The 16060-nt window shown below is 56.7% G+C and carries 14 protein-coding genes, 2 pseudogenes and 1 other annotated feature; of the genes and pseudogenes, 5 read left to right on the forward strand and 11 right to left on the reverse strand.

Annotation, left to right across the window (positions count from 1 at the left end):
* Positions 1–46 precede the first annotated feature (46 nt).
* A complete protein-coding gene (gene pepV / locus CV944_RS02710; RefSeq protein WP_100659387.1) occupies positions 47–1456 on the reverse strand; it encodes a dipeptidase PepV in 1410 nt (469 codons plus the stop codon).
* Positions 1457–1712: 256 nt separating this feature from the next.
* Here pepV and CV944_RS02715 point away from each other — a divergent pair, with 256 nt between their 5' ends.
* Positions 1713–1934: a DeoR family transcriptional regulator gene (locus CV944_RS02715; protein ID WP_008880936.1), complete on the forward strand. Its 222-nt coding sequence runs from the start codon at positions 1713–1715 to the stop codon at positions 1932–1934.
* 95 nt (positions 1935–2029) lie between these two features.
* Here CV944_RS02715 and CV944_RS02720 read toward each other — a convergent pair whose 3' ends face one another.
* A complete protein-coding gene (locus CV944_RS02720) occupies positions 2030–2776 on the reverse strand; it encodes a pseudouridine synthase (protein ID WP_033009804.1) in 747 nt (248 codons plus the stop codon).
* Between the two features lie 104 nt (positions 2777–2880).
* On the opposite strand from CV944_RS02720, the gene CV944_RS02725 reads away from it, so the two are divergent.
* Positions 2881–3093: a hypothetical protein gene (locus CV944_RS02725; protein WP_011232307.1), complete on the forward strand. Its 213-nt coding sequence runs from the start codon at positions 2881–2883 to the stop codon at positions 3091–3093.
* A 215-nt stretch (positions 3094–3308) separates the two neighbouring features.
* On the opposite strand, the gene CV944_RS02730 is transcribed toward CV944_RS02725, so the two are convergent.
* Entirely contained in the window at positions 3309–4934 is a 1626-nt protein-coding gene (locus CV944_RS02730; RefSeq protein WP_100663805.1) for a putative polysaccharide biosynthesis protein, read from the reverse strand.
* A 112-nt stretch (positions 4935–5046) separates the two neighbouring features.
* Between CV944_RS02730 and CV944_RS02735 the strand changes: the two genes are divergently transcribed.
* The gene (locus CV944_RS02735; RefSeq protein WP_094239107.1) at positions 5047–6357 is read left to right on the forward strand and encodes a BaiN/RdsA family NAD(P)/FAD-dependent oxidoreductase; all 1311 of its coding nucleotides are present in this window, start codon (positions 5047–5049) and stop codon (positions 6355–6357) included.
* A 192-nt stretch (positions 6358–6549) separates the two neighbouring features.
* On the opposite strand, the gene CV944_RS02745 is transcribed toward CV944_RS02735, so the two are convergent.
* The 7 genes and pseudogenes from CV944_RS02745 to CV944_RS02785 form a co-directional block, all read right to left on the reverse strand.
* On the reverse strand, positions 6550–6729 hold the full coding sequence (locus CV944_RS02745; protein ID WP_008880941.1) for a sporulation protein Cse60: 180 nt from the start codon (positions 6727–6729) through the stop codon (positions 6550–6552).
* 513 nt (positions 6730–7242) lie between these two features.
* Positions 7243–8112, reverse strand: a pseudogene (locus CV944_RS02755) (M4 family metallopeptidase); the annotation flags it as partial.
* Between the two features lie 536 nt (positions 8113–8648).
* Positions 8649–8963 carry a rhodanese-like domain-containing protein gene (locus tag CV944_RS02765; protein WP_013144427.1) on the reverse strand — a complete coding sequence of 105 codons (315 nt, stop codon included), beginning with the start codon at positions 8961–8963 and terminating at the stop codon, positions 8649–8651.
* A 57-nt stretch (positions 8964–9020) separates the two neighbouring features.
* A complete protein-coding gene (gene leuS, locus CV944_RS02770) occupies positions 9021–11438 on the reverse strand; it encodes a leucine--tRNA ligase (protein WP_100659382.1) in 2418 nt (805 codons plus the stop codon).
* A gap of 75 nt (positions 11439–11513) precedes the next feature.
* Positions 11514–11738, reverse strand: a binding site (T-box leader).
* 61 nt (positions 11739–11799) lie between these two features.
* Complete coding sequence (locus tag CV944_RS02775) at positions 11800–12999, reverse strand: MDR family MFS transporter (RefSeq protein ID WP_063329857.1); 1200 nt, start codon at positions 12997–12999, stop codon at positions 11800–11802.
* A 116-nt stretch (positions 13000–13115) separates the two neighbouring features.
* The gene (locus CV944_RS02780; RefSeq protein WP_033009817.1) at positions 13116–13280 is read right to left on the reverse strand and encodes a hypothetical protein; all 165 of its coding nucleotides are present in this window, start codon (positions 13278–13280) and stop codon (positions 13116–13118) included.
* Positions 13281–13412: 132 nt separating this feature from the next.
* Complete coding sequence (locus tag CV944_RS02785) at positions 13413–13676, reverse strand: YtzC family protein (protein WP_033009819.1); 264 nt, start codon at positions 13674–13676, stop codon at positions 13413–13415.
* A gap of 121 nt (positions 13677–13797) precedes the next feature.
* On the opposite strand from CV944_RS02785, the pseudogene CV944_RS02790 reads away from it, so the two are divergent.
* Both CV944_RS02790 and mnmM read left to right on the forward strand, forming a co-directional pair.
* Positions 13798–14022: pseudogene (locus CV944_RS02790) on the forward strand (hypothetical protein); the annotation flags it as partial.
* 110 nt (positions 14023–14132) lie between these two features.
* Positions 14133–14720: a tRNA 5-(aminomethyl)-2-thiouridylate-methyltransferase MnmM gene (mnmM, locus tag CV944_RS02795; protein ID WP_063329858.1), complete on the forward strand. Its 588-nt coding sequence runs from the start codon at positions 14133–14135 to the stop codon at positions 14718–14720.
* Between the two features lie 57 nt (positions 14721–14777).
* On the opposite strand, the gene CV944_RS02800 is transcribed toward mnmM, so the two are convergent.
* Positions 14778–15887 (reverse strand): tetraprenyl-beta-curcumene synthase family protein, encoded by a 1110-nt coding sequence (locus CV944_RS02800; protein WP_082825807.1) that lies wholly within the window; start codon positions 15885–15887, stop codon positions 14778–14780.
* Positions 15888–16060: the final 173 nt, after the last annotated feature.

The following is a 16060-nucleotide window of genomic DNA, read 5'->3' on the forward strand; positions in this document are numbered from 1 at the left end:
CAACGCCCGCCCCGCTCTCTTTTTCGCCGGAGCGGCGGACCGCCGTTTATTTCGCCAGCTCGTAGATCGCCTGCGCGTAAATGGCGGTCGCTTTCACCAAATCGTCGATTTCGATATACTCATCTTTCTGGTGGGCGACATCCGGACGGCCCGGAAACAACGCGCCAAACGCCACCCCGGCGGTCAAGGCGCGGGCGTATGTGCCGCCGCCGATGGCCAAAAGCCGGGCCGGCTCGCCCGTCTGCTCTTCGTAGACGCGCTGAAGCGTGCGGACAAGCTCGTGGCTCGGATCGATATAATGAGGCTTCGTATCGCTGAAACGGCTGAGCGCGAATCCATGTTCAGCCGCAGCGCCGGCGAGCGTCCGGCGGATCGCGTCGCCGTCGGCCGTCACCGGATAGCGGATGTTCAGCCCAATCGTTCCGCCATGCCGCCGGTCATACGACAGCACCCCGACGTTGACGGTCAAGTCGCCGCTTTGTTCGTCCCGATACGCAAGGCCGAGCCGCCGGCCGCGGGCATCGCCGAAAAAGGCGGAGGTCACAAACTGAACGAACGGCCGGCTTCGGCCATCGAGCGGAAGCGACGCCAAAAACTGCGCCAAATAGACGCCGGCGTTTTTGCCGCGCTCCGGCTCGGCGCCATGAGCGGACATCCCTTCCAATTGAAAGACGACGGCCCCTTCGCTTTGCCTGATGCTCCCCTTTACGCCGCGCTCTCGGCAAAACTGTTCATAGAGGCCAAGCAGCTCCTCCGTCCGTCCCGCTCCTTCCACCACCGCTTCGGCCGCATCCGGCACCATATTGTAGCGGCGCCCGGCTTGGAATGAGGCAAGCGCGAGCCCTTCCGCCTCCGCCGATTCAGGCGGGCGGTACGACAAATCGGCGTCAATGATTCCTTTTTCGGCATGAATGATCGGAAAATCAGCATCCGGCGCAAACCCGACATCCGGCATTTCTTCCCGCTGAAAATAATGAGCGACGCAACGCCAATCGCTTTCCTCGTCGCCGCCGAGGATAAGCCGCACCCGCTTGCGGAGCGGCAAGCCGAGTTCTTTGACGATTTTCAAGGCGTAAAACGCCGCGACGGTCGGCCCTTTGTCATCGATCGCCCCGCGCCCGTAAAGGCAGCCATCCTTGACCTCAGCAGCAAACGGATCAACGGACCAGCCGTCCCCTGCCGGCACGACGTCCAGATGGCCGAGCACGCCGATGAGCTTCTCCCCTTCTCCCATTTCGATATGACCGGCATAGCCGTCGACGTTTTTAATGCGAAATCCTTCTTCTTGACCGCGAGTTAACATGTAATCGAGCGCCTCCGCCACCTTCGGGCCAAACGGCGCCCCCGGTTTCGCCCCGCCGTCATCGCGGACGCTCGGAATGCGGACAAGCGCTTGCACGTCGCGGACAAGATCGTCTTTTCGTTTCTTCGCTTCGTTCATCCAGTCGATGTTCAACGCCCTTCTTCCTTTCCTTATTCAACACCCTTTGTTGCCAACGTATCATATCAAAAACAGGAAGTCAAAATGTTTCATTCGTTGCAAATCGATTTCCATTTCATGACAAAATGTTGAAATTTTTCGTGAATAGAGGCAACCGGGTAGCATTTTCCCTCTCATTTCGTGTACAATGGTAGTAAACAGACAAAGACATCTCTCATCTGCTAGCGGTCGGTTGTGCCATGCGAATGATGCTAAGATAGGGAGTGGTCTTTTGAAACCTTCAACACATCGGATGCTTACCCGCATCAAATCCGTGTATATGTACATTAGCGAAAAAGGAACGGTTACGACCCAAGAGCTTGTTGATGAGTTCGGCACCACCCCACGAACGATCCAGCGCGACTTAAACGTGCTTATGTACAACGATCTCGTTCGCAGCCCAAGCAAGGGCAAATGGACGACCACAAACAAAAAAGTGCGCATCTCTTCGTAAACCCGGTGCCAATAGGGTAGGCAAGATGGGAGATGAACGCGAACCATTTTTCCACAGATGAATATCCACTATTTTTCCATAAAAAAGGAACCGCGTCAGGTTCCTTTTTTTTCGTCCGTCTCTGGCCGGTATTGCTTCAACATGTCCACCTCTTCGTCCGTCAATTCCCGATACTCACCGACCGCCAAATCCGGGTCAAGCGGCAGCGGCCCCATTTGAATTCGTTTTAAATAGACGACCCGCTTGCCGACCGCTTGAAACATCCGCTTCACTTGATGGAACTTCCCTTCGGTGATCGTCACCTCGACATCGGAACGAAGGCCGGATTTCAACACAACGAGCTTGGCTGGCTTTGTTTCATAGCCGTCATCAAGGACGACGCCGCGCTGAAACGCCGCGACATCCGCTTCCGTCACTTCCCCGTCCACGACGGCAAAATACGTTTTCGGCACGTGTTTTTTCGGCGACAACAGCTGATGGGCGAGCTGGCCGTCATTCGTCAAGAGCAGCAGCCCTTCCGTATCTTTGTCAAGCCGCCCGACCGGAAACGGGGAAAATGCCCGGTCTTCTTCTTCAAGCAAATCGACGACCGTCTCTTCCACGGCATCTTCCGTCGCGGAAACGACCCCCGAAGGCTTATTCATCATCAAGTAAATGAATGGCTTGTACTCGACCGTTTCTCCCCAAACGGTCACGATTTGCTCATCCGGCCGCACTTTCGTTTTCGCATCACGAACCGGCGCGCCGTCCACTTTCACCGCTCCGGACTTGAGCAGCTTTTTCACTTCCTTCCTCGTCCCATACCCCATATGGGCGAGCAGCTTGTCAATGCGCAGCTCCACAAATCTCCCTCCTAAAAATATGGCCTTCATTAGGCGTTCATCTAGTCCGCTTCCGCCTTCCCCCCATACACTGTGAAGGAAACATCAAGAAGGGGGATTTGCCGATGAATGAATATTACTATTATGTCCCAACGTTGGATGATTACCGTCAACAGCCGCCAGCCAGCCAATTTTGGCCCGGATACCCAGGCGGGCCATTCGCCAACTGGGCGCGGCGCATCGAACGGCTTGAGCGGGCCGTCGAACGGCTCGACCGCCGGCTCGACCGGGTGGAAAGCCGCCTCGATCGCATCGAACGCCGGCTCGGCCTGTCGTAAGCGAAATGGAGAAAGAAGGCGGGGACGACCGCCTTCTTCTTTTTTTGCCGCAAGCCGAACGGCATGGGGGAGGGCGAAAAACAGCCGTCGTCGAACCCTTTCGCTCGGGCGCCGCGACGTTCGCAAGAAGCGCCGTCCGCCGGGCTCCCGGCCTAAACGAGCCGCTTCTAGGAAACGGCCGTCCGGTCAACGGCCGATCCCCCATACACCCTCGTCTACGATACCGCCTTTTTCTCTTTCCGGCGCCAAAACGCAAACCGGTCGCCAAACAGCGCCGAAAACAACCCGGAGCGGATGCTGAGAAACAAGTAGACGGCCGCCCCGACCGCTGCGCCGATGGAAACAGCGCCCACCGATTCAGCGGTGCCGGCGCGGTAATCGATCCATCGGGACGCCAACGCCTCGACCCCCATAACCGCCGCTGACATCGCCGCCGTCAGGATGGCCATAAACGCCGTCCGGCGGGCGACAAACCGATAGCGGTAGCGCGTGCGGCGCTGAATGACCCATAAGTTGAACGCCACCGAGACGAAATAGCCCGCCATCGTGGCCACAATGGCCCCGGCGGCCGACCATTTCATAATGAGCGGCGTGTTGAGCAAAAGCTTCACAAGCAAGCCGGCAGCCAAACTGACGACCGTAAACCGCTGCTCGTTGATGCCTTGCATGATGGCGGCCGTCACGGAAAACAATGCGTACAAAATCGCCGCCGGCGCATACCAGCGCAACACTTGTTCACCAAGCGGATCATAGCTGTAAAACGAGCTGTACACCGGCCCTGCAAGCACCGCCATGCCAATCACCGCCGGGAGCGTTAAAAACATGAGCACTTGAAACGTCTGGTTCAAATATTGCCGCAGCGCTTTCCGATCTTGCGCGACATACGCTTTCGTAATCGTCGGGATGAGCGCCAAGCTGAACGAGGTCGCGAGCGTCACTGGTATGATGACGAGCTTTTGCGCCCACATGTTGAACACGGAATACGCGTGCTCCGAGATGTTCCCGCGGCCCGCCGCCGCCATCGCGTGATTGAACGTAAACTGATCGACGAGCTGGTACAGCGACATCGACAAGCCGACAAACACAAACGGAATGGACGACAGAAGCAGCTCTTTGTACATCGCCAAAAGCGATACGTCCGCTTTGCCGCGGTCCTGCTCAAGAAGCGAGCGCAAATGCGGCCGCCGTTTCCACCAATACACCACAAGCACCAGCAGCCCTCCGATGGCGCCGACAAAGGCGGCAAACGTCGCCGCGCTCACAGCGGAGACGATCGAGCCGTCCCAAACGCGCAAAATGACATAGCAAGCCCCAAGCAAAAAGGCGATGCGAACGATTTGCTCGACGACTTGCGACAACGCCGTCGGGCCCATCGACTCATGTCCTTGGAAAAATCCGCGGATCAAGCTCATCACCGGCACGATGAGGAGCGCAAAGCTGACCGCGCGGATGACGGCCGTGACGTCGTCGACCGAGTTGACGTTCGTTTTCGCATCGATGACGTGCGGCGCCAAGATGGGCGCCAGGGCGTACAAAATGAGCCATGAGGCGATGCCGCTTGCGATCATCAAGACAAGGCCGGAGCGAAAGAGCCGATAGCCGACGCCGTATTCCCCAAGCGCGTTGTATTTCGACACAAACTTTGACACCGCCACCGGCAGCCCGCCGGTCGCCAAGCTCAAAAAAATTTGGTACGGCACATAGCCGTATCCGTACAGCGCCCCGCCGCGCTCGCCGACAAGATGGTAAAACGGGATGACGTAAAATAAACCAAGAAGGCGAGAAATCATCACGCCAGCCGTTAAAATAAACGTGCCGCGCAGCAGTTTCGATGTTGACATATGACCCCTTCCCTAGCCATGGACGTTGAAAATGACAACGTATCTATTTTACCATAGTTGTCAATGGAACGAAAAATATCGGCCACGCGCAGAAAGAAAGGGTGGAATGAACATGGGATACGACGTCATCATCATCGGCGGCGGTCCGTCCGGGCTCATGGCGGCCATCGGCGCCGGCGAAGAAGGGGCGAAGGTGCTCTTGTTGGAAAAAGGAACGAAGCTCGGGCGCAAGCTCGCCATCTCCGGCGGCGGACGCTGCAACGTGACGAATCGGCTGCCGGTGGATGAAATGGTCCGCCATATTCCCGGCAACGGCCGCTTTTTATACAGCGCCTTTTCCGTATTTAACAATGAAGACATCATCCGCTTTTTTGAGCGGCTCGGCGTGCCGCTCAAGGAGGAAGACCACGGCCGCATGTTTCCCAAAAGCGACAGCGCCCAGTCGGTCGTCGACGCGCTTGTTCGCGAATTGTCGCGCCTTGGCGTCGATGTTCGACTTGAATCGCCAGTGGCGGACGTGTTGTATGAACAAGGAAAAACAGTCGGTGTCACGCTGAAAAGCGGGGAGACGATCCACGCCCGTGCGGTTGTCGTCGCCGTCGGCGGCAAATCGGTGCCGCAAACCGGCTCAACAGGCGACGGCTATCCGTGGGCGGAAAAAGCGGGTCACACGGTGACCGAACTGTTTCCAACCGAAGTTCCGATCGTCTCGCATGAGCCGTTCATCCGAGAGCGGACGCTGCAAGGCTTGTCGCTGCGCGACGTCGCGTTAAGCGTCTTAAAGCCGAATGGCAAACCGATCATCACCCACCGGATGGATATGCTGTTTACGCACTTCGGCATTTCCGGCCCAGCTGCTCTCCGCTGCAGCCAGTTTGTCGTTAAGGCGTTGAAAAAAGCGGCGGACGGCGCGGTCAAAATGAGCATCGACGCGCTTCCGGACGTGACGCAGGAAGAGCTGTTTCAACAGTTCGCCAAGCTGTGCAAAGAGGAGCCGAAAAAGGCGATGAAAACGATCGCCAAAACGGTGCTTCCCGAGCGGTACGCCGTCTTTTTGCTCGAGCGTGCCGGCATCGACCCGCACGCCTCTGCCGGCACGGTCGGCCATGAGGAGCTGCGGGCGTTTGTCCGACAGTGCAAACAATTTACCTTTTACGTCCACGGCACGCTGCCGCTTGAGAAAGCATTCGTCACCGGCGGCGGCGTGTCGGTCAAAGAAATTGAGCCGAAAACAATGGCCTCCAAATGCATGGCCGGCCTTTACTTTTGTGGGGAAATTTTGGACATTCACGGCTACACGGGCGGCTACAACATCACCGCCGCCCTTGTCACCGGGCGGCTCGCCGGCGTGAACGCCGCCCGCTATGCATTGGCGGAAAAAAACGGGGCGAGCGGCTCCGCGGGGCAGACAGCAACGAATTGACCGCCGTCCTCATGCCCCTCGGGTGCTCCGGGGCGTTCGCTGACATTCCGACAACGCCCGTCTTCAAGGCGGGCGATCGCAAAATTTCGCCGCCTGAAATGGAAATGCCGCAACGAAAAAAGCGTCGCCCGCTTTGGGGGGATCAGCACGAAAACGGCCAAAGAATCCCGCAGTCTGGAGCCGTGTGAAGTGTCAAGTCCGGTAAATGACCATGGCGGAAAAACAGTAGATTTGCTCGCCTTCCGATTCCATCGCCGCCACACTGTACTTGACATCGATCAACTGTCCGTCTTTCAATCGGGCTAAAAAATCATTGACCGCCGCTTCCAAATCTTTTTCATGCTCTTTATCAAACACTTTCACTTTGTACATCGCCATTCCCCCGTTTTCTTTTTCCTTTTCCACGCATTTAGGGAAAATCCTGCCCACAAAAGGCGTCACGCGCCCTCGAACAGCGGGACGCGTGACGTCAGAAACTTCATCATCTTTGGCGAGGGGACCCCGACTTCTAAGCGAGAGCGAAAGTCGGGGAGGAATCGCCCTTCCTCCTTTCTTTTGTATATGATAGAATAAGAATGTGGAGAAAACCGTTGAATCAAGGCACTCCAATCCCCGTTACTCGATGTAGGGAGTTGGTTGCAGGAAACGTTGCAACCGTAAAACATCGAGCGTACATCCGTCTGTTGTGCGTGGAAGTCAAGTACTGCCTACAGACATGCCGAGCCACTCGGTAGCGATATAGGCATGACCTATGTCGTTGGGTAGTCGTCAACCTGCCCCTGATGCAACCCCAAGTCAAGGAAGGAGGACGAAGTCCGTTCGCACTTCTGGGGAGTTGCAAGCCCCCGCTTCAAGCGTTAGCTAAGTGGGGGTAGTTGACTCGTCTTAATACACTCCAACCGCATTGAACGCCTGTTTCACCGAGTTGACTTCTTGGCTTGTCGACCCGTACAAATCAGCGGCCGCTTGCACGCAGGCGGCGCGCAGCTGGCTGAAGTTCGACGTCGGCGTCAAATAGTAGACAAGCGCCCGGTAGAAAATTTTCCCCATTTTGTCGCGGCCAATGCCGGTGACGCTTACGCCGTAATGGACGCCGCCTTGGCTGAGCAAGTACGCCGCTTTATTGATGATGCCGCTGTTTGTATGGACTCCTCCATTGTCTTGTGTGCCGGTGTACCGTTTGGAATAATGATCCGGATCGCCGTATTTCGCCGGATCCGACATGGAGCGAAGCGCGTCGCCGGCAATTCCCGGCGTGTAAATGTCTTCGCCGATCTCCCAGTCCGGGTTGCGGTTGGCGTAGAACTCCACGAGCGTGCCGAAAATATCGGACATCGCTTCATTGATGGCGCCGGATTCGTTTTGGTAAACAAGCCCGGCCGTATAATCCGTCACCGCATGGGTCAGCTCATGCCCAACGACGTCAATGCCGCCGGAAAACGGCAAAAACGTCTGTCCGTCGCCATCGCCGTACACCATTTGCGAACCGTTCCAAAACGCGTTGTTGTAGCCGCGGCCGTAATGGACGGTCGAACGGATGGCGGCGTTGCTGCCGTCATAGCTCAGCCGGCCGTGCACATTTTTGTAGTAATCATACACGACACCGGCGTAATAATGGGCGTCCACGGCCGCCGCGTCATAGCTGGCGAAAAATTGGTTGTCGACATCGGCCCATAAGCTGCCGGGCAAAACGGTGCGGTTTCGTCCGTCATACGTAAAAATGCCGCTGCCGCGCGTATTGTCTTGCAAATAGTAGTAGCCATAATACGAGGAATACGTCGGCCTGCGACAAAACAGCCAAAGTGAAACACGACCGACAGCGAAGCTGCCAAGCGAAAAAACGATTGATCTTTATGCAAGCGCCGACAAGTAAGCCAAATCGGCCTCCTCCCCGCTCGTTTTCCATTCCCCCTTCAACAACTCTTCTGCCTTTTGATAACAATGCAAGGCGTCGTCATATTTTTCTTGACAATAATATAAAAGCCCAAAAAACTTCCAATACTTTTTTTTCTTGCATCACACTTTGGTACTAAAACAAAATGGAAAAAGCGCCCCAAAAAGCTGGGACGCTTTTTCGCTCCTACCCCGCAAGCGGACCGGGGAAGCGCAAGCCGCCGACGCATGAAAAGGCCCGCGGCAGCCAGCCATTCCTCTGCCTCTTGACTGAACGGGGCCGTTCGGATGGATCCATTTCCCATCCGCTGACACGTTCCGTCGTTTTGGTCTCGACAAAAACGGGATCACTTGGATGACGGCCCGCCGCCATGCCCTGTTCTTTGAGCCGGAAGCGCTTATCGCTTCGGCACTGTTTCGCCTTCCCACTCGAGCATGCCGCCCGTCATGTTGCGGACGCGATAGCCAAGCTCTTGCAAGTAGCGGCAGACGTTTTCGCTCCGCCGTCCGGAGCGGCAGACGAAAATATATTCTTCGTTGCGGTCGAATTCCTCAAGCCGATCGGGGATGTCGCCCATTTTAATATGTTTGGCGCCGGGGATCATGCCGAGGGCGACTTCCTCGTCTTCGCGCACATCGACAATGTTCAGCTTTTCCCCGCGTTCGAGTTTTTCTTTCACTTCAGCCGGCGTGATTTCCTTGATCTCTTCCATGGCAGATCGACCCCTTTCGTTGGTGGATAGGGAGCGGGCCGAAGCCCGCCCTCATCATCAGTTGGCGACGATATTGACGAGCTTGCCGGGGACGGCGATCACTTTGCGCACGGTTTTGCCCTCAAGCTGCTCTTTGATTTTTTCATCGGCGAGCGCCCGCTCCTCGAGCGCTTCTTTTGGCAAGTCAACTGGCACGTGCAAGCGCGACCGCACTTTGCCGTTGATTTGCACGACGATTTCCACGACGTCTTCCACAAGCTTCGTTTCATCATACGTCGGCCACGGTTCATAGGCGATCGTGTCCGTGTGGCCAAGCTTTTGCCACAGCTCCTCGCCGATGTGCGGGCAGACCGGCGACAAGAGCTTGACGAAGCCTTCCATGTATTCTTTTTTCATTTGCTCCGCTTTGTACGCTTCGTTGATGAACACCATAAGCTGCGAAATGGCGGTGTTAAAGCGCAAGGATTCGTAGTCTTCCGTCACTTTTTTCACCGTTTGGTGATAGATGCGCTCGAGCGTATCGTTTGCCGGTTCGTCGACAATGTTCGGGTTCAGTTCGCCATTCTCGGTGACAAAGAGCCTCCAGACGCGGTCGAGAAAGCGCCGCGCCCCGTCAAGCCCTTTCGTCGACCAAGCGATCGACGCCTCAAGCGGCCCCATGAACATTTCATACAGCCGCAAGGTGTCGGCCCCATGGCTTTCGATGATGTCGTCCGGGTTGACGACATTGCCTTTTGATTTGCTCATTTTTTCGTTGTTTTCGCCTAAAATCATCCCTTGGTTGAACAGCTTTTGGAACGGTTCTTTCGTCGGCACGATGCCAAGGTCATAAAGAAACTTATGCCAGAAGCGGGCATAAAGCAAATGCAAGACCGCGTGCTCCGCCCCGCCGATGTAGACGTCGACCGGCAGCCACTTTTTCAGCTTTTCCGGATCGGCGAGCTGCTTGTCGTTGTGCGGGTCGATGTAGCGCAAATAATACCAGCAGCTTCCAGCCCATTGCGGCATCGTGTTCGTTTCGCGCCGCCCTTTTTTCCCGGTTTTCGGGTCGACAACATTGACCCATTCTTCGATGTTGGCCAGCGGCGACTCGCCCGTTCCCGACGGACGGATTTCATCCGTTTTCGGCAACACAAGCGGCAATTCCTCTTCCGGCACCGGCGTCATCGTGCCGTCTTCCCAATGGATGATCGGAATCGGCTCGCCCCAGTAGCGCTGGCGGCTGAACAGCCAGTCGCGCAGCCGGTACGACACTTTTTTCCGCCCTTTGCCATGCTCCTCAAGCCAGGCGATCATTTTGTCGATCGCTTCCTGCTTGTTCAAGCCGTTTAAAAACTCGGAGTTGATATGCTCACCATCTCCGGTGTACGCTTCCTTTTCGATATTCCCGCCGGCAACGACTTCTTTGATCGGCAAGTGGAATGTTTTCGCGAATTCATAGTCGCGCTCGTCGTGCGCCGGCACGGCCATGATCGCCCCAGTGCCGTAGCCCATCAAGACGTAGTCAGCGATCCAAATCGGAAGCCGATCGCCGGTGACCGGGTGAATGGCGTACGCGCCGGTGAACACGCCCGTTTTTTCTTTCGCCAAATCGGTGCGCTCAAGATCGCTTTTCCGCTCAACTTCCTGCAAATACGCCTCAACGGCCGGTTTTTGCTCCGGCGTTGTGATTTTTTCCACGAGCGGATGCTCCGGCGCCAAGACGGTGTACGTCGCGCCAAACAGCGTATCGGGCCGCGTCGTGAAGACGGTGAACGTTTCGTCATGGCCGTCGACGGCGAACTCGATTTCCGCTCCCTCCGAACGGCCAATCCAGTTGCGCTGCATTTCCTTAATGCTTTCCGGCCAGTCGAGCTCTTCTAAGTCTTCGAGCAGCCGGTCGGCGTAGGCGGTGATTTTCAACACCCATTGCCGCATCGGCTTGCGAATGACCGGATGTCCGCCGCGCTCGCTCCGGCCGTTGATGACCTCCTCGTTCGCCAGCACGGTGCCGAGCGCCGGGCACCAGTTGACCGGCACTTCATCCATGTAGGCGAGCCCTTTTTCATACAGCTTCAAGAAAATCCATTGCGTCCATTTGTAATAATTCGGGTCGGTCGTGTTGATTTCACGGTCCCAGTCGTATGAGAACCCGAGCGATTTGATCTGCCGGCGGAAGTTGTCGATGTTTTTTTGCGTAAACTCCGCCGGGTCGTTTCCGGTGTCAAGCGCATATTGCTCGGCCGGCAGCCCAAATGCGTCCCAGCCCATCGGGTGAAGGACGTTGTACCCTTGCATCCGCTTCATGCGCGCCAAAATGTCGGTTGCCGTATATCCTTCCGGATGGCCGACGTGCAAGCCGGCGCCGGACGGATACGGGAACATGTCGAGCACATAAAACTTCGGCTTGTCGTCATCATCGGGCGTGCGGAACGTTTTGTTTTTCTCCCAATAGTCCTGCCATTTTTGTTCAATTTCGCGGTGGTTGAAGCTCATCTCAGCACTCCTCCTATCCAGTTCTACTTGCATCATAGACGAAAATATGTACAAAAAAACCCCCCATCCCCACAGCAAAGGGACGAGAGGCGCGCTTCCCGCGGTACCACCCTTTTTGGCGCGCCAAACGGCGCACCCGCTTTGTTCCTTAACGCAGATTCACGGCCGGCGTTATCGGCCGCAGCCGTTCACGCCGGCAACTCCGAGGCGAGTTCGCGGATTGACTTCGGTTGACTCGCACCGACCGTCAACTCTCTGCCGTCCATCAAGCCCGCTACTATTCCTCTTCACCGTTGTTCGCTTTATGATGACAAATTTATTATTATTGTAAAAAATTTGTCGATCGATTGCAAGCGGAAAACTAGACGGTCACAGCCGTTTTTTCCCCCGCCTTTTCCGCCCGCTTCGGCAGCCCCCGGTCATACACGAGCGCCGAGCCGGCGGCCAGCAGAGCGAAGGCGACAAGCAATCCGATGAGCGGTTTCATTCCGAACGCATCGGCGACCCACCCGCCGAGGACCGGCCCGATCATCCGTCCAGCCGTGGCCGTGCCGTTGACGATCCCTTGGTAAAACCCGGCTCTCCCCAGCGGCGCCAGCTCGTTCACCGCCGCCGGAATCGCCGGCCAGACGATCATTTCGGCGATCGTGAGCACAACCATCGACGTCGCAAATTGCAAAAGTGAATCCGCGCCAAACAATATCGCAAACGAGATGGTGAAAACGGCGAACCCGATGGCGATCTGCCGCTTCATCCCCGGCATAAAGCGGCGGACCAACGGCGCCAACAGCGGCTGGCCGAGCACGATCAAGGCGCCGTTGATCGTCCAAAGCAAGCTGTAGTGATGAACCGGAATGGAAAGCTCGCGCGTATAGGCGGCGATCGTCGTCGACCATTGGACGTAGCTCATCCAGCATAATCCATAGCCGGCGCAAAGAAGGACAAGGGCGCGGATGTGCGCCCGGGGCGCCCCGTCCCCCGTTCGGCGCTTCCGCTCTTTTCTCCGCAGCGGCGGCAGCGGCATGCGCCGCAGCCCAATGACGACCGTCGCCAAAAAAGCGGCATACAGCCAAACGTTCGCCCAAAACACGAGCGCAAACGAATGCGAGGCGACAACGCCGCCAAGCGCCGAGCCGGCGGCGACGCCGATGTTTTGCGCCACATACAAGGCGTTGAATGCCCGCCGTCCCCCTTCCGGCCAAACCGCCCCGACATACGCCGACGCCGCCGGAAAGACGACGCCGTTGCCGATGCCGACAAGCGCCAGCCAGACGGCATAATGCGGCCAACCATGCCAGACGCCCAAACCGGCAAGCGCCGCCATCGTCAGGCACGCTCCGGACACGAGCGTGCGAAACCCGCCGATCCGGTCAAACAACATGCCACCGAGCAAGCTGCCGATGACGCTGCCGCCGGAGTTGAGCATCAGCACCGCTCCCGCTACGGCGAGCGGCTGGCCGAGCTGTTCATGCAAATAAATGGTATTTAGCGGCCATAAAAACGACGCTCCTGTGACATTGAGCGCCATGCCGACAAGCAGCCACCAAAGAGCGCGGGGCATCGGTCATCATCCTTTTCGTCTGCTATTTCGACTCCCAAACTAATTGTATGTGGGAAAGCGAAAAAAAGCAATCAAAAAAAAGAGGGCGGCATGGCGCCCTCACGGACAGCGGCGCATCACCCGTTCCGCTGCTTGGAGCGGGCCGGCTGGCCACCTGTTTGTTCATACTGTTTTTTCGCCAGTTTCACCGGATCAAAGTCTTGGCCGAGTTCCAAATCGTTGTTGTTGTGACCGTTGCGCGTTTTTTGCTCCGGGTTCGTTTGTTTCAGACGTCGCTTCATTCCTTGTTCCTCCTTGTGTTCGCCATCAAGCAGACAGCCGCCCTGCGGTTGCTTTCCGTTTCACCGGTCAGGCAACATCCGCTTGTTATGCACCAGGACCTTCGATAGCGGCCATCGTGCAAAGCTCTTGTTTCATCGGTCAAGCAAGATCATCTCGTTTTGCAGCTGCTCAAGCTGAAGCCGCATCCGATGCAGCTGTTCGCGCTGCTGGGCGTTGCAACTTCGCGCCAAGTGAGCCAAATCGTTGACTGTCTGCTCAAGCATTTGCTGGGCGTTTGTGTATTCCGTGATGTTGTAGTGCTCTTGCTTTTGCGCTTCCGTATATTGTTCTTTCGCAAAGCGGATGACGTCTTCGCACCGCTGCAAAAATTCTTCCACCGATTGTCTTGTCGCCATGCGCTCACCTCTTTTCATGATGTTCCCTCATCTTTACTATGCGCCGACGCTTTCATCTGTATCACGTCAATGATTGGCAACAGTCGCTTTTTGCCGCCATCCGTGGTACAATGCAAGGATGATGCCATTTCAGCACAAGGAGAGAACGGCCGTGACAAACGCAATCCCATTTCCATATGCCGCCGACGGAAAACGGTATCACACATGGAACTGCCATTTGCGGCAAACGTTCGGCCAAAACGTGTTCAAAGTCGCCCTTGACGGCAGGTTTGACTGCCCGAACCGCGACGGGACGGTGACGTATGGCGACTGCACGTTTTGCAGCGCCGCCAGATCGGGCGATTTTGGCCCGATGTGGAGCGTCAACAAATGGGAAGGGCTAAACGCCATTGACGCTGAACTCAAGCGGCGGGACAGCTTTCAAGGAAAGCGGCGCGAACAGGGGGTGGCAAACGCATGGCCATCATGAATATTTTGCCGTTTGCCCGTTTTTTGCTAGACGGCGCGCTCGAAGAAGGCGACATCGCCGTCGATGCGACGGTTGGCAACGGCCATGACACCGTCTTTTTAGCCGAGCTCGTCGGGGAGCGCGGGCATGTGTTTGGTTTTGATATTCAAGCCGAAGCGATCGCGGCGGCCAGAGCCCGCCTCGCCGAACACGGGCTGGACGGGCGGGTGACGCTGTTTCAGACAAGCCATAGCCTGCTGCTCGAAACGCTCCCCGACTCCGTTCACGGACGCATCGCCGGCGCCGTGTTCAACCTCGGCTATTTGCCGGGCGGCAATAAGCAAATCGCCACCAAGCCGGAATCGACGATCGAAGCGGTCCGCCAGTTGCTTTCCGTCATGAAGCCGGGCGGCGTCATCGTTCTTGTCGTCTACCACGGCCATCCGGAAGGAAAGCGCGAACGCGACGCGCTCCTTGATTACGTCCGCTTTCTTGATCAACGGCGCGTCCATGCCTTGAAATACGAATTCATCAATCGGCAAAACAACCCGCCGTTTTTGATCGCACTCGAGAATCGGGCGGATGGGGGCGCCTGATTCCGTCCGATCCGCCGACGAACCACTGCTCTCGCCAGTACAAGCAAACGGCTGCCCTTACGAAAAGGACAGCCGTTTTTGTTGCTCCTGCCAAAAGCGGTACGCTTTTCCGTTCCAATAAAAAAACATCGACGCCGCCCCGCCGGCGCGGACGAGCCGGCGCGCCAGCCGGTGCAGACCGCGTTGCTTTTTCACCTTGGCATCCGACAAATACAACCCAAGAAGCCCTCGGTGAATAAGGCGGTGAAACTGGCCGTGCGGAAGGGCGCCGACATGGCGGTCGGCCTCTTCGATGAAATGGCAAAGCCGCTCAAGCATCACCGTTTCATTCGGATAGTAAAAGCAAAAATTCAAATCGCCGCCGGCTCGATCTTCCTCTTGATCGATCAAATAGTCGAGCAAAATGTGCAGCCCTTGAATGTATGGAAAATAACCGTCGCGCACTTGTCTCGCCATCTCCAGCGGCAGCGATTCGCCAAACGCATAGGCGACGAGACAGAAAATGCCGAGCGTCGAACCGGAGCAGGCGGAAAACTCATACCACTCCATCGGCGGCAAGGCGTCTTTGTATTGCGCGAACCATTTCTCCAACCGCGGCACCCGCTCGCTCGCTTCGACATGTTTATGTACTTGCAAGTCGCAATAATATCCGGCCAACTCATGTAAAAACGGGGCGATCGTCTCATAATGGCGCACCGTCTCGAGCACCTCTTGGCACGTGCGGACGAGCGCCGGCAAATAGCCGCCGTCTTCCTGCTCGCGGCGATGGCGGTAATAGTTCGACGGCTCGGCGCCGATTGTCAACGCGTCCGGCATTGAATCGTGCAAGGCGCGAAAGTCGAGCGGATCAAGCGAGGTGCTGCGGTCGCACAAATTATCCAAATAATCGCTGATCGTCTGGTAAGCCACGATAAAGCGGATGCAATCCTCCATGTTTTCTCCGGCCAAAAGCGCCAAAATGGAGCCGCCTTCGCAATGGAACGTTTTCGACGCGATGCTCGCCAAGGCCTGGCGCCGAAGCTCCGGGTCGGGAATGCGCTCGGCCTGGCGCCGCCAATAGGCAAGCTCGCGGTGGACAAGCGGAAGCACGTCACGATACACCATTTTCATCAAGGAGATGGGGTTTTTCGGAATGTTCAATCGGCTCACCTCAGGTGCAAACACCATGGTCTCGTCTCCTAGCATTTCCATCTTATCGGCAACCAAAATTGTTTCGCGTCTGAACAGCTTGCGATCTCGTCTTCCAGTATTGCCATCAATGCGGCCGGGGCAAACCATAAAAGGGTTGGCGACGGAGTGAAAAAGCCGCTCAACAACGGTTCTTCTCACGTTGAGAAGCT

This window comes from Geobacillus sp. WSUCF-018B (assembly GCF_002809985.1).
GTDB lineage: Bacteria > Bacillota > Bacilli > Bacillales > Anoxybacillaceae > Geobacillus > Geobacillus thermophilus.

Bases quoted from the DNA above. Each gene is read 5' to 3' on its own strand.
- CV944_RS02730 (WP_100663805.1), bottom strand. From the start codon at position 4,934: ATGTCAACATCGAAACTGCTGCGCGGCACGTTTATTTTAACGGCTGGC.
- CV944_RS02800 (WP_082825807.1), bottom strand. From the start codon at position 15,887: ATGGTGTTTGCACCTGAGGTGAGCCGATTGAACATTCCGAAAAACCCC.
- mnmM (WP_063329858.1), top strand. From the start codon at position 14,133: ATGGCCATCATGAATATTTTGCCGTTTGCCCGTTTTTTGCTAGACGGC.
- CV944_RS02775 (WP_063329857.1), bottom strand. From the start codon at position 12,999: ATGCCCCGCGCTCTTTGGTGGCTGCTTGTCGGCATGGCGCTCAATGTC.
- CV944_RS02780 (WP_033009817.1), bottom strand. From the start codon at position 13,280: ATGAAGCGACGTCTGAAACAAACGAACCCGGAGCAAAAAACGCGCAAC.
- CV944_RS02785 (WP_033009819.1), bottom strand. From the start codon at position 13,676: ATGGCGACAAGACAATCGGTGGAAGAATTTTTGCAGCGGTGCGAAGAC.
- CV944_RS02765 (WP_013144427.1), bottom strand. From the start codon at position 8,963: ATGGAAGAGATCAAGGAAATCACGCCGGCTGAAGTGAAAGAAAAACTC.
- CV944_RS02735 (WP_094239107.1), top strand. From the start codon at position 5,047: ATGGGATACGACGTCATCATCATCGGCGGCGGTCCGTCCGGGCTCATG.
- leuS (WP_100659382.1), bottom strand. From the start codon at position 11,438: ATGAGCTTCAACCACCGCGAAATTGAACAAAAATGGCAGGACTATTGG.
- CV944_RS02725 (WP_011232307.1), top strand. From the start codon at position 2,881: ATGAATGAATATTACTATTATGTCCCAACGTTGGATGATTACCGTCAA.
- CV944_RS02745 (WP_008880941.1), bottom strand. From the start codon at position 6,729: ATGTACAAAGTGAAAGTGTTTGATAAAGAGCATGAAAAAGATTTGGAA.